General features: G+C 39.9%; 9 protein-coding genes. 2 read left to right on the top strand and 7 right to left on the bottom strand.

Annotated elements, in window-relative coordinates:
• The 4 genes from BLV86_RS14425 to tnpA form a co-directional block, all read right to left on the bottom strand.
• On the bottom strand, window positions 1-329 hold a 329-nt coding region (locus tag BLV86_RS14425; protein WP_139297935.1), incomplete at its 3' end, for a carboxylesterase family protein.
• A gap of 308 nt (window positions 330-637) precedes the next feature.
• A complete protein-coding gene (locus BLV86_RS14435) occupies window positions 638-2,440 on the bottom strand; it encodes a hypothetical protein (RefSeq protein WP_090818863.1) in 1,803 nt (600 codons plus the stop codon).
• Between the two features lie 10 nt (window positions 2,441-2,450).
• On the bottom strand, window positions 2,451-7,400 hold the full coding sequence (locus BLV86_RS14440) for a hypothetical protein (RefSeq protein ID WP_090818866.1): 4,950 nt from the start codon (window positions 7,398-7,400) through the stop codon (window positions 2,451-2,453).
• A gap of 147 nt (window positions 7,401-7,547) precedes the next feature.
• The gene (gene tnpA, locus BLV86_RS14445) at window positions 7,548-7,973 is read right to left on the bottom strand and encodes an IS200/IS605 family transposase (RefSeq protein ID WP_031552824.1); all 426 of its coding nucleotides are present in this window, start codon (window positions 7,971-7,973) and stop codon (window positions 7,548-7,550) included.
• Between the two features lie 78 nt (window positions 7,974-8,051).
• On the opposite strand from tnpA, the gene BLV86_RS14450 reads away from it, so the two are divergent.
• Window positions 8,052-9,419: an RNA-guided endonuclease InsQ/TnpB family protein gene (locus BLV86_RS14450; RefSeq protein ID WP_090818869.1), complete on the top strand. Its 1,368-nt coding sequence runs from the start codon at window positions 8,052-8,054 to the stop codon at window positions 9,417-9,419.
• 239 nt (window positions 9,420-9,658) lie between these two features.
• Entirely contained in the window at window positions 9,659-11,416 is a 1,758-nt protein-coding gene (locus BLV86_RS14455; protein ID WP_031552818.1) for a hypothetical protein, read from the top strand.
• Between the two features lie 172 nt (window positions 11,417-11,588).
• Here the strand turns inward: BLV86_RS14455 and BLV86_RS14460 are convergent, their stop codons facing one another.
• From BLV86_RS14460 to BLV86_RS14470, 3 genes are read right to left on the bottom strand one after another with little or no spacing between them, the layout of a single operon-like run.
• Window positions 11,589-12,095, bottom strand: coding sequence for a methyltransferase family protein (locus tag BLV86_RS14460; protein ID WP_031552815.1), 507 nt, complete (start codon window positions 12,093-12,095; stop codon window positions 11,589-11,591).
• Window positions 12,096-12,104: 9 nt separating this feature from the next.
• Window positions 12,105-12,725 carry a class I SAM-dependent methyltransferase gene (locus tag BLV86_RS14465; RefSeq protein WP_031552811.1) on the bottom strand — a complete coding sequence of 207 codons (621 nt, stop codon included), beginning with the start codon at window positions 12,723-12,725 and terminating at the stop codon, window positions 12,105-12,107.
• 3 nt (window positions 12,726-12,728) lie between these two features.
• Complete coding sequence (locus BLV86_RS14470; RefSeq protein ID WP_031552808.1) at window positions 12,729-13,493, bottom strand: class I SAM-dependent methyltransferase; 765 nt, start codon at window positions 13,491-13,493, stop codon at window positions 12,729-12,731.
• Window positions 13,494-13,605: the final 112 nt, after the last annotated feature.

Genomic DNA, 13,605 nt, shown 5'->3' on the forward strand with positions numbered 1-13,605 from the left:
TGAACCCATACCATTACGGGTTTTTTCTCTGTGGAATCATCATCACTTTTCCATACGTTCAGATACAGACAATCTTCGCCCTGGTTATCGCTGATGGATTTATCCTGAACAGCGAGTTTTGCAAAATGAAAAGCTTCATAAACGCCTTCGTCCGGAGCAAACGAAACCGGTGCTTTCCAGCGCAGGTTGCCCACTGGCTGTTCAGCTACAAAAGGAATGCCTTTGTAGGAGATGATATTCTCCGTTTTCTGACCAACGAATGTTCCGTTACTGCATTTAACAGCCAACGAATTGTCATAATTCCCATCTTTGATCTTTTGGTTTGTCATTAAAGTTCTCCTTTCTATGGTATCAGACAGGGATTTTCAACAATTATATCATCATATTCTGCACTGATGAATAAAAAGCTGGCTGCCGGTGTATTTATGAATTCCGCCGGCTGTTTTTGTATGTTTAATGAGAAGGAAAACCTGATGAACTTTACTTCATAAAGAAGGAAGTCATGCTGAAAATTTTGAAAAACACAGGGCAATTTAGTATTATAATAGCACTTAGGACTGGTCGAAAGACCCGGGTTCACATAATGGGGCTGTCGCACTAAAATGATAATCATTGATCTAAAGCGACAGCCCCTTCCTTAATGCCCTAAAGCTACCGATTTTACCTTACTACCGCCGGAAGACCCCTTTCCTTCCTTGGCCAGATACTCCTCATACAGACCATCCGAGTACTCATCCAACCAACCAGTCCAGATCTTCTTTAGCTGGACCAGTTTCCTATACGCCTTCTCATTCAAGTATTCGGCTTTCCATATGATGCTGTCACTGCCTTTGTATTCATCGGCAACACACTCTATAAGATCTTCTCCTTCAGCCGGATAGCTGCCTTTCAAGAGGGCAAAGTTTATCGCAATGAATCGTTCTATCTTCTTAGCATCCCATGATTTAAGGATATTAGCGTATGACTCTATCTGTGCTGAAGAATATCTCCTGTATGCAAGCTCTATCCTGTGTTCAGGTGTGAGCTTGTTGTAATAGATCATTGAATTTCCAATGATGTCCATATAATATGCGGAATCATCCTGTCTCAAAACATCATTTATTTGAAGGTCATCTTTAAGTGGTGATTCATCAATAGGATTACCATACTTATCGAGCTCGTAGTCCTCAGGATTATTCTTATCTCCGCCTTCCTTTAACGAAGTTAAATCCTTTCTTTCCTTTATCTTTCCAGGTGTCCCCTTTATAACTACATCTTCATTGATTTGTACAGCAGCGCTGTTTCTTGTGACTCTTCCTGTCGAATCTATATATGCTTCGTATCCATGTGCAACAGCTTCGTTAATATCATCTACATTAACAAATATCTTGCTTTCACTTACGTTTCCATGCTCATTCCCGTTGGCATCTCTTTCGAATGGATCGAATGCATCTTCATCCTCTTCATAAACCGCATGGAATCCAAGTCCATATCCGTCATTATCGAAGATCTTGTATGTTCCTCCTCCGTTATAGAGCCTTGCGGAATCATCATCTTCCGTGCCTTCATGTTCTTCCCGCCATCCCTTAAAGACGCGGTAGTCCATGGCAAGTGTACCCAGTGACTTGTAGAGTGTTATTGTGTCACCGACCTTAGCTTCAAAAGACTTATATAACGAACCGGAGTATACCGACTCATTTGTGTTAGCGTTCTGGAGAAGGTCCTCTCCGTCAGCACTTTCCGGATAATAGAAATTTACTGTGACAGGATCATCGGTTATTACCTTGACATCATAGTATCCTGGTTCAAAGGTCTTTTTATCACCCTTATTCACAAGATACTTATTGTCATCCTCGTCAGTTATTGACCAGTAGATACCTTTCCCGTTTAGCGGTCCATCGCTATCCCTGTAATCATCCGGATCTTTAAATTCATAAATGTCTGTTTTAAATATCTCTTTGCTTAAAGATTCGATCTCTTCCCCATTCTGTGTATAGAAGTTTAGGAATACGTGATCCCTACTGCTTGTGGAGATAAGGTTTTCTCCTGTGAGTGTGGGATTGTCTGATACAACCCTGAACCTCATCTCACCTTCTTTTATTTGAACAGTATCACCCGCCTTATATGTTCTGCTTGTGGGCTCCCCGTCCTTATTTATTTCCACCCATTCAATTCCATGTACTTCATCATTATGCTCATTAAACAGGATGTTTCCTTCACCGTCTTCATAACCCAGATACTTATATTTTTCCGGATCAGGAAACGTGAATGTTCTTCCTACCAACATTTTTGTTTCAAGCTTCTCTATCTCCTCGCTGTCTATGGTGTAGAAATAGAGGTATCCGTAATCTTTCTTTGCGGCGCTTACATCCCGTGTGCCTAAGATAAGGCACACGATGAGCGTAAGGCATGTGAGCATGGATATTCTTCTTATGAAGTTTTTAAATCTGATAGTTACCATTTATTATCCTTTATGTCTTGCTTTTCTTGTTTTGTTTCTCTTTTCCGGCAGCTTCCTGAGCCTTTTCCAAAATACCCGTTGTATTCTGTGTTGTCTGTTCTTCACTTTCAGCAGTCTCATTAACCTTTTCCATGATGCCGGTTGAGGTTGTAAAGTTATAAGTGAAGGTTAGATCGGTTGTTCCAAATGGATCACTATCATTGCGGGCAAAGGTCATGAACTTATATACAGAATCTTCGCCCTTTCTATGAATAATGGTCTCGCCCGGGATGTAATTGTCTCGGTTTTCTATATCTGCTCTGGATGTCAATTTACGTCCATTTACTTCAATCAGATATATATCAGAGAAGCAATCATGTTCATCCGCATGAGTTATTCTTTCTCCACCTCGTAATATTCTGCTAACAGCATCGAGCATCTCCTGGGTGATAGTTCCTCCATTTACCGAATAGCCTAAACTATAAGAGTCATGTGTTTCCGGAGCAAACCAGCCAGAATTAATTACTGCTTTCGGGTTATCGCCATATATGGATTTTTTGTCACATATATTTGCCAGCAAGGATGCTTCATATAGAACTCCTTCATATGAGCCTTGTTCACTTAAACATCCGGCTGTTATCCTTCTTATCTCGTCATCAGTAAGATCAGGCCATGCCTGTCCCTTAAATGGGTCCTGTATACCGTAGTTTGTTCCGGTACTTATTGCATTTATTCTTCCGAGTCCTCCGCTTGATCGATGGACCTTTAGAACATCCGGATCATAGTCCACATATTTTCCGACTTTATCGTAATCAATATCCGTTGCGGGCTTCATGCCTGGAAGTCTAGAAATGTTTCCTATGGTTACATAGATAACTACTCCCATGTGTCCGCCACACTCGTAAACCCATTTATATTCCTTATGGATATGATCATTCTCGTGGATATGGAAAGATCCTCCCAAACCATTTGAATCCTTTGGATATGTTTTATTATCTCCATAGCTGCCGCTTGAAAGCATACATTCCTCAAATTCGTAATCATACTCGGGATCTCCTTGATCATCATATCCAACGAGCACCTTATGCGTATGGTCACCGTGACCTTTGGAGGAATAACCATTTAGGCAGTTTACGCCCCATCTCCATTCTTCTGTTTTTCTCCATCCATCAATTCTTGGAGTCACATCAAGATCATCATCTCTGGGATGTGAGCATAGTCCTGATTTGTGACTTCCTGTTCCGTTTGTGATAGGTACATCACAACTTGAGCACTGCTGACTAAGCTCATTTCCGTCATCATCATATTCCGTAACGATATTCGGAGTGTAATCCTCCTGAAGCCACATGACTTTTCCGTCCTCGGTACAAGCTCCTGTGACAGCGTCTGTCACCATTCCGGATGTATCCTGTGCGTCATCAGTACCCGTAACCTGTGTAGCCGAATTTCCGGGTCTGTATTCCTCGATGGTTATCTGATGTGTTGCCGCCCAAAGGAACTCACAGTAGTCAATGAAGTACTGCCTTATCTCTTGTTCTGCCAATAGGTCATCACCCTTAAGGTTAACAGTGTTTCTGAAAGTGTAAGGTATATATCTTGACGCCATTGAAAGGATATCTTCGGTGTTATTAAGGTCTACATGATTAGGCTCAAGCTCATTACCGTAGGCATCTCTGAATACTACTCTCTCAGCTTCGTAGAATGTAACATTCTCATTTGCAACAGAACCTACCTGATATGCAAAATTCTGTCTGTTGTTAAGTGACTCATTTATTATGTTTGAGAAATTTTTGTTCTTTTCTTCAAGTGAATCCTTCACCATTGCTAATAAGTCTGTTTCATCAGCAATGATACCGTTTGCAAGAGTTCCGTTCTTTGAACCACTATCCGTCGGATCATCGATGTTTGTGAGCATAGATATAAGTGATGTAAGACATGCTACTACAAATACAATTAGCACCACGTACCAGAATACTGCGCTTATGGATCCCACAACGCCGGCGAGTGTAGCTGATGCTGAACTTACAGCTGCCGACACAGCCTGATATGCGGCTGTGCTTGTGATCTTTCCGACGAGAGCCTTTGCAGCTGTTCCTACTGAAGTCTTAGCAAGATATCCTGCGAGTTTAGCAGATGCTTTTGAACCGAATTTTGCGAGAGTATTGTCGAAACCGAATCTTTTGGCTACTGCTTTCGCCACGTTACCAGCCTTTGCTTTCTCCATGAACGATACCACCTGAGTCGCCTTTACCGATGCATGGATGCTTATCTTTGCAACACCTTTTGCGTAGGCATTTATAAGGTTTATTAGACTGTTGTATGCCGTTCTGAGTCCTCTTGCGGTCTGTGTAAAGCTTCTTAGTCCGTGTCCAAAGTCAGTGTCCCGGAGTGCTTCCCCGACTTTCATTGAGACAAGCATGAAATAACTTCCCATAAGCTGTGAGAACTTCGGCATACGGAATAGTCTTTCCTGATTTGCTGCTTTAAGAAGTGATATAAACTGTTGTGCTTCTTCAGAACTGCTCACTCTTTTTAGCTTTTTCATGATGTCATCAAGGAATGCCTGGTCAAAGATATTCGCTTTTTTCATACCGAGAAGGATCTTCTTAGCCTCGTCAGAACATTTCATATTGCATATTACGTTTGCAATGTTTTGGTCGGTGAAACGTCTTACCATGTTAAGGAAACCACCATTCCTTGTTCCCATAAGAGAACTCATGAGTGAGTTTGTTTCCCCAACATTCACACCTTTCATAAGTGATTTCCAGCTTTCAAGTGTTTTTTTATCTATGCCGAACTTTTTGATTATGTCGGCGTCATTTATATTTACTCCTTTCAGAATTTTTTCCTGTAATGACCTAAAGTCACCTACTTTATCTTTTCCGATGTGGAAATACTGCATTATCTCTGCATCGATATAATCCGCAAAACTCTTGTGGATGAGCTTATCAAACAATAGATTATTCTTCAGCGTGTTAAGAGAGGAGTTTTCTCCAATGACATCCATATACTCATCAAAGATGTTCTTAAATACCCCTGCCGAGATATTAGTATGTGCACCGTTTACCATTGCCCCATGCGCAAGGAGACATCCCATTGCATAATTCATCATGGGTGATGCATACATGTAGCATTCTCTTAGTACCTGTTGTCCGTCAGAACCACTCATTACAGCATTCATTGCAACTCTTCCGGCAATCTTTCCCACCTGATGAACAGATTTCATATCGCTCAGCGACTTAAAGGTGTTAATGGTCCTTTGCGTCATGATTTCCTTTGTGAAATCGATGGTGTGGGTTTTTACTATTTCGCTCGCGAATAAACTATCATTTGCATATGTGCTACTTTGAGTAAATCTATTTTCTTCGGTTTTAGTTTTAGTATTAAAGGGATTTTTACCGTTACCATTACCAAACGCCCATTCATTTACATTGACACCCTGACTAAAGATATCTTTTTCTGTAGTGCCGGCAGCATTACTGTCGAAATTATAGATTCCTGTTTTGCTAATGCGTTCTTTTTTAGTATTCAGTTCATCTATCTTTTCTGAACGTTCATCAATCTGCCTTTTTATTTCTTTAAGCTCTTCAAGCTTTACGGATGATGTGGTTCTGCCTCTGTAGTTAGGATTATTCTCCTCTGCTTTTTCTTCCTTCTTTTTAAATGGATCCTCTCTGTTACTTCTGCCACCAAATCTATCCTTACAGTAAGACTCAAATCTTTTGGTTGTGCCCTTTACCTGATCACGTATCTCGTCAAATTTTTTTACGATATCAGGTGTTATTGGTGTCGTTTTTACTGTGCCTGTCTTACCAAGATTTTCTTCAGTAACATCCTTTAAATTGGTTGCTTTTGTTGTTCCGAAGCCTGTTTTCTTTTCCGATAAGTCCTTGCTCGGTTCGTCAACTCTCTTTTCCGTTACACTTCTATATGGCTCGTAGGTTTTGTTTTCGGTTATGTCCTTTTTAGGTTCATCGGAACTTGCTCCTGTTACGTTTCTGTATGAACCGTCTGTTTTTGTTTCATAAGGACTTTTCTTTTGTGATTCCTTATATTCGTTACTCCATTCATCGGGCTTTCTTACTACTTCCTGAGTTTTCGGAGTTGTTTTAATCGTACTGTCAGTTTTTTGAGAACTATCTTCAGCTTTTATCTCATCATTAGCCAGGTTATCAAGGGTTACATCTCTGAGATTGGTGCCCTGGGATGTTTCAAAACTCGCATTATTTTCCGATGAGCCCTTATTCTGTTCATCTTTTTTATTCTCAAAAGGACTTTCATAAGAAGATATTTCTTCTGTGGTAGGTACGTAAGAGTGAGTGTCTGATCCCTTGTTTTCTCTCTCATAAGAAGTTGTTTCCTCTGTAGGAGGGACGTGAGAGGGAATGTCCGATTCCTTGTTCTCTCTCTTTTTCTTCTTTTTGTCATAAAAGTCATCATCAACCGGAGAATCTTCATCATCTTCGGGTGATTCCTCTTCTTCAACCGGTTCTTCTTCAGCTTCCTCTGGTTCTTCTTGAAGGGATTCCTCTATATCCCTTTCTAATTCTTCTGCTTCTTCCAGTGCTTTTTGTTCTTCTTCAAGCTGCTTTTCTATCTCAGCAAGATACTCAGACTTAATATCTTGTATCCCTTCATAATCTATATATCTTGCTACAAGAACATTTTCTGAATATGCTTTGAATTCCGGCCCGAAGGCACCAACACCGACAAACTCAGCTTGTATACCCTTTTCTCTAAGTTTTACAGAAAATTCACCGAGAGTTTGTGTGTCTGCTGTCACAACAACCATCCGGTCATCATGCATCAGGTCTCTTTCAAAAGAACGATTTCTCTGAATAGTGACTTCTGTAAGCTTATATGTATTTATATGATATTCCTGATATAGATCGAAAAATTCCGGGAATGCTTCTAATATCGATGCGTAAGCCTGAATAATCAGCTTTATGGAATTCTTGTCAGTAGATCTTAAATTTGTCATGTAGTCCTAATCCTCCGTATAGGAGAATTATGTGTGGACTTCTTTTCGTATTAGGTTTTTTTGAGAAATTTTGTAATATTTCTATCAGTTCAGGCATAATGCCACGTCCATAGGAGCTACGCATCGCATGGGTGTGGGTGAATGCCTTTAAGCCACTCCTTGATTTTTGATGTATTCCTGTACCATCGATAATGAATTTTCACTCACGGTACACACGAAGTAACTTTCAGACCAGAAATATGGCTCCCAGTACCATTTTTTGAGCAGTGTATCTCCGTACAGTTTTCGGATGGTTCTTGATGACTGGGTCTTGACCACATTAACAAGCTCTCCGGGAGCTGTCATCGGGTCTGCCTCGAACAGGATGTGTATATGATCTTCCTCACCGTTCATCTCAAGTATATTAAGACCTCTTTCCTCAAAGAGGTCTTTTATCTTATCATAAAGGTTTTCGCCAAGGACCCCTGTTATCACCGGATGGCGGTATTTGGTGACAAGGACCATATGGTATTGCAGTAAAAAACAGCTGTGCCTGTTTACATAATAGGATTGGTTTTGTTTGCGTTTATACATGTTACCTCCTTTACAACCATATATACAATTATTATAATTATATACGATAAATACTGAGTTTTTAAGGAGTACAACCATTTGTATATTGTAAGCCATATAAATATTACAAATACCAGACATTGGTCATATGGTTATTGCAACAATTATACTGTTTTGGCGTGGAAACTTTACAATGCTTCGCTATACAGAATCAGACAATGTTTTACAGGCTGGGATAAGTCTGTCCGTACGGTTAATGAAGCAGAGGTTTTTAAAGAGATCAAACTTCTTGAAAGCAGTTATCCTTCGATAAGGGTTAAGCGGGTTATTAGTTATTCTCATCTTGAAAAGCTCATGCGTGTAACAAAAAACCCTGATTTCTTTACATCACTTCCCATGCAGACAGCACAGGCAGTCGTAAAACAGGCAGTGCAGGACTTCAAGAACTGGCTTGCGACGATTAAGGATTATAAAAAGCATCCTGACAAATATCTTGGCAAACCTAAAATGCCGCATTACAAAAAGTCAGCCTGCACGGCTACGATCACTAATCAGGATGCAGTTGTTTATGGGAGAGAGTTAAAGCTACCTCTTGTCAAAGAGAGGCTTAAAATAGCCAACATTCCTGCAAACAGCAAGCTTAAAGAATTAAAGATTATCCCTTATTACGGAAGATTTATCATGTCGCTGACTTTTGAAAGTGACGATATCAATGTCAAAAACAATGGCCTTAACAAGGCAGGTATAGACTTTGGAGTGGATAATATTGCAGCTATAGTATCAACGGATGGTTCATCCAGGATATACAAAGGCGGTGCTATTCTTTCCAAAAACGCTTATTATGCCAAAAACAAGGCTAAAGCCGTAAGCATAATCACAAAAGGTCATTCTAAAATGCATGCTGATTCAAAGCATCTAAGGCAGTTGGGTTATAACCACGCAAATTTTGTCAGGGACCAGATCCACAAAATCAGCCGCAGTATTGCTGATTACTGTTTAAGCCACGATGTAAGCCTGCTTGTACTTGGAGAAAATAAGTATTGGAAGCAGAGACTTAATATCGGTGATTCAAACAATCAGAATTTCGTCCAGATGCCAATAGCAAAGTTAAAGCAGATGATCCAGTATAAGGCTTCCATGGCGGGTATAACCGTTGTACTACAGGAAGAAAGCTACACATCCAAAGCAAGTTTTCTTGATGGTGACTATATTCCCGTGTATGGAATTGATAATTATAATGCTGATTTTTCCGGTTCACGAATTAAACGTGGGCTTTATCGTAATGCGAACGGAACCGTTATAAATGCTGACATCAATGGAGCTGCAAACATTCTTAGAAAGGCTGACCCAAATGCGTGGCATTTAAACAAACTGGACAGCATTGAATTTCTCACAAATCCTGAAGTGTTAGGATTCCACGAACTGAATCCCCAAGGTATTCCGGTAAGACGGATAAAGGCTGCGTGAACTAGCCTGTGTTGGTACGGACAGCTACAGAAAAAGAGCCATACTTTAAGTACAGCTCTTCTTGTAGTTCGAAAGACGTAAGTGTTACGACCGCCAAAGATACCACCTCTATAAGCCCGTCAGGGTGTTAGGGGTGGAGGTTCATCAGCAACTATAATGTTAGAGTGAAATCTATACATAATTATAGTGAGAATACTGATATAATCATTATTTGCATCACAACTGGTCCGAGGTATTTTATGGGTTTTATAAGAAAAATCTTTGATGTAGATAAAAAATCAGATGCTGGTTCGCTTAATGAGTCAGGTGACAAGACTTATGACAATACTCTTCATAAGACAATAAATGATGTTCCTGTCAAAACGGAGGCTCCAACAGTCCTTCGCCCTTGTCACAATCAAGGTTCCTTAGCAAACACGTCCTCTACGGATAAACGTTTATTCACGCCTTTAGAGGAACATGAAACCCTTGTATATCATACTGATTGGGGAAAGCGAGATTATGACGTTTCAGAAATTCAGCTAAGAACCATGTACAACAACAGGGAAACTGATGAGATGAGTAAAGATTTTAAGAAAATCATTACTGAAAATCTTGCTGTGAGAAATCTCTGCGATGCTGCTCGGGAGTATGGATTCTACAGTACATTTATTGTCGGTGACCGCCATACATATTTTGTATACGGAACAGATAACGAATACATCAATACAACAGAGTTTGTCGAGCATAACGGAAGACTATTCCCCCTTGAGTTTGTCTTAGAAAACGGATATTCATATTCTGAGTTTTTCTGCTGTTTTAAATGGACTGCTGTTAATATTGATGCTTTTCTTGATCCACGTAGTCATGAAACTGACAGGACTTCAAAACTTCTTTTCATGATTATGGCTGACCTTGAATTTTTGCTTACTACATATAAGCGCTATAACCTTGAGGTCCCGGAGTATGTTTTATGGGACCAGTCAACCGTTAACTATATACATGTCTGTGATGCCGTAGTTGCAAACCCACAGCAGAACGGTACGATCAAAAACCATTATGCCGATGTGCTTGTTAAAACACTAAAGGATATAGCTGTATGGTGCTATCCTGCAAGAAACAATGAGAGCATTGGATATCTCGCGTTCATCCTGGGGACCAGATATAACGTTTTTCATGGCATTAAAGGCGGAGCACACAAAATCTATACTTCCCAAAAGAACTGGAATGATTTTGTGTGGCAGGCAGAAGCAACGAATCCAAAGGCTTTCTATGACTCTTCCTTTAGTCCAGAAGAAGCAGAATTCATACTTAAAGGAATGAGAGAACGATGGGCGCCTTGCCGTGTAGTTGAGAAAAACTCCACTATTACTAAAATGGAAATAGATACAGCACTCAGTTCCACGCTCTATAATGAAGACTCAAAAAAACATTTTGTGAGCAAAGAAGTGACATTAAGATACTGTGCTTTTGATGAAGGTTTAGTTGATTATCTTAGCGAGGAATATACAGAACAGGTACTTTCAAAAGAGTGTATGGATTATGGTGACCAGCTTATTAAGGAGCTTGATTCTGACGAGATGGCAGCTACAACATCACACACAGGTATTGGAATGATTACCGTCAAACCATATGAGCTTGAAGGGTTAATGGATTTAGCATTAGAATATCATGTTAATTTTGGGCATCCAAGATCATGGAGATTCCGTAGAACGTTCAAGGACGGAATTGTTTTTGTCTACCAGTACCATGATATCCCTGTTGTTAACAGTTTCGGATCAAATGGTTCAGGCCACAGGGCCTGCTCTATGACAAACTCCTTCTCTGAACTCCGTGTGCGTACACCTGCTTATAACGGAAAGATATGGCTGGCTGAACAATCCTATCAAAGTGGTGCCTCTCATCCTATCCCATATTCAAATTACACACAATACCTCATTGACAGAGGGTTCCTAGTATCTAATGACGGCATGGATATTCCGATACCGGACGAAGCAACATTAAAGGAACATACCTGATTCTTTAACTATATATATCGGCAATATTTTCAAATATTGCCGATATATATGACATAATCACAATTTAAAGAAGCATTGGACGCTATCCGTTCAAAATAACAGGCTGTGTAACATCATATCTCTTAGTTGGCGCTTCCAGATTCCCATAAGATTCGATAGGCATTTGATTAGATCACTTCCTTTTTCTTTTCCACGGAATGCATCTATTAACGTGTTTCTTATATTCAGTGTATTCGTTACCATAAAGGTGTGTTAACCATTTTTCCTCTGTGTTAACCAGAATAACGGTCATGACGAGCCAGTTAATCAGTGGAAGGAGAAGCATCCATGCATTATGCCACATGAGGATTATTCCTGAAAATGCTATCCACCATCCGCTATACATAGGATTCCTAACTATCGAATATATCCCTTTTGTCTGAAGCCGATTCTCTGTTATTGAGTCATCCATATCCGACTTCACTGCTCCTATATACCAGATAGATATACCGAAAATTATGAGCACCATTCCTATTAAACGAAAAACTATAATCCATTCGTCCTTCAGGGTTCCTAACTTTAACACATACCCAAACAGTATTACCCCTATGATATTAACAATAGCCATAGTTAAGACTAAATATGGACCAATTCCAAACAAAGGAAGTTTCTGGTCTTCCTTCATATAGTTTTTTAACATCTTTAAACCTTATTTCCTTGCAACAACAGTAATCCACGGCTTATTCTCATGATGATATTTACTGACGCTTGAAAAACCCACATTTATCAATGCTTTTTCAATCTCATCCAGGGTATAGCACTTCATCCCATCTATGATGTTCTCGAACTGCAGGCTTGCTTTATCGATACCATCTGCCTCATTGACAATTAAAAATGTCCCACCGGGCTTAATAGCTCTATGTACTTCTGAAAAGCATTTTTCAAGTCCCGGCCAGAAATATATAGTCTCAAAAGCTGTGGCAAGATCATACTTTTCGTCAAATCCAAGCTTTGATACATCACCCTTTTGTACCTTGCAGCGTCCCTTCTTTATCATTTCTTCATTGAATGCTGTGGCCTTCTCAACAGATACATCCGAATAATCAATGGCAGTGACAATTGATAAATAATATTTTTTCATAAGCTCATAGGCATTTCTTCCGCCACCGCACCCGATTTCCAGAATCTCTTCAGGAGTTATGTTCTCCAAATGTGATATGCCCCAGTCAGCCAATTTGGCGTGCCCACTGTTCATGGTATTTACCATCATCTTACCAAGGAATCCCTCCGGCTTTCTTGTCTGATTTAAAAACTTTTTGATAAATCCCATCTTTTATTTCCTCCCCACGAGAATTGCTGAGCCACTGAGTCCCATCCATGTTGACTCCCACTTTGACATGAACATACCGTCAGTAGTATCAACGAGCTTTACTTCTTCATATCCCATATCTTTAAGCTTCTTTACAAAGCTTTCCATGTCACCATATTTACTTTTAGACATGATATCGTGTATTGCAAAAGTACCGCCCTTCTTCAAAGTACGCAGTGTTTCCAGTAGAAGTTCCTGTCTGTCCTTTGATTGGATGTTGTGATATACGTAATTACTTGTCACAGCATCGAAAGTCTCATCAGGGAAATCGAGACTTATTGCATCTCCTTTTTGGAAAGTAGTGTTCGATACTCCTTCAGCCCGTGAATTACTTTCGCATAGTTCTTTACTGAAAGAAGCATATTCCTTTCCCCATCGATCAATCCCGATTACTTGAGCCGTCGGGTTCTTCTTTGCTACTGCTATACTTAGTGCCCCGCTTCCGCATCCTACATCAAGACATTTACCGCCATCAGGAATTCTTATGTACGAAGAAACACCATCTATTATCTGTTTTGACATTTGTCTTTTCCCGTCATAGGAAAAAGCTCTGTACAGTAAATACATCCACTGTGTCAAAAGTCCGCACATAATTGAAACAGCAAGCATTACTTTTCCGATTTTCTTTTTTACTCCAATCATCATAGTAATAATGGTTAAAACTACAGATACTGCTAGAGAACAAGCTATCATCCCTTTGGGCATCCAATTCTTATAGTCTGCTTTCATAAGACTCTCCCTTCTGCCTAACATAATTATGCCTACATAATAACACATTTAGTTAGCTATAACTAACCTTTTATTTTTTATACAGAAAAAGGACCGGACATTGTAAATATCC

Origin of the sequence: Oribacterium sp. KHPX15, from assembly GCF_900107835.1 — a bacterium.
In the GTDB taxonomy this organism is placed as follows: domain Bacteria; phylum Bacillota; class Clostridia; order Lachnospirales; family Lachnospiraceae; genus Oribacterium.

Excerpts from the sequence above, each read along its gene's own strand:
- BLV86_RS14435 (WP_090818863.1), bottom strand. The coding sequence starts at position 2,440 with ATGGTAACTATCAGATTTAAAAACTTCATAAGAAGAATATCCATGCTC.
- BLV86_RS14440 (WP_090818866.1), bottom strand. The coding sequence starts at position 7,400 with ATGACAAATTTAAGATCTACTGACAAGAATTCCATAAAGCTGATTATT.
- tnpA (WP_031552824.1), bottom strand. The coding sequence starts at position 7,973 with ATGTATAAACGCAAACAAAACCAATCCTATTATGTAAACAGGCACAGC.
- BLV86_RS14455 (WP_031552818.1), top strand. The coding sequence starts at position 9,659 with ATGGGTTTTATAAGAAAAATCTTTGATGTAGATAAAAAATCAGATGCT.
- BLV86_RS14460 (WP_031552815.1), bottom strand. The coding sequence starts at position 12,095 with ATGTTAAAAAACTATATGAAGGAAGACCAGAAACTTCCTTTGTTTGGA.
- BLV86_RS14465 (WP_031552811.1), bottom strand. The coding sequence starts at position 12,725 with ATGGGATTTATCAAAAAGTTTTTAAATCAGACAAGAAAGCCGGAGGGA.
- BLV86_RS14470 (WP_031552808.1), bottom strand. The coding sequence starts at position 13,493 with ATGAAAGCAGACTATAAGAATTGGATGCCCAAAGGGATGATAGCTTGT.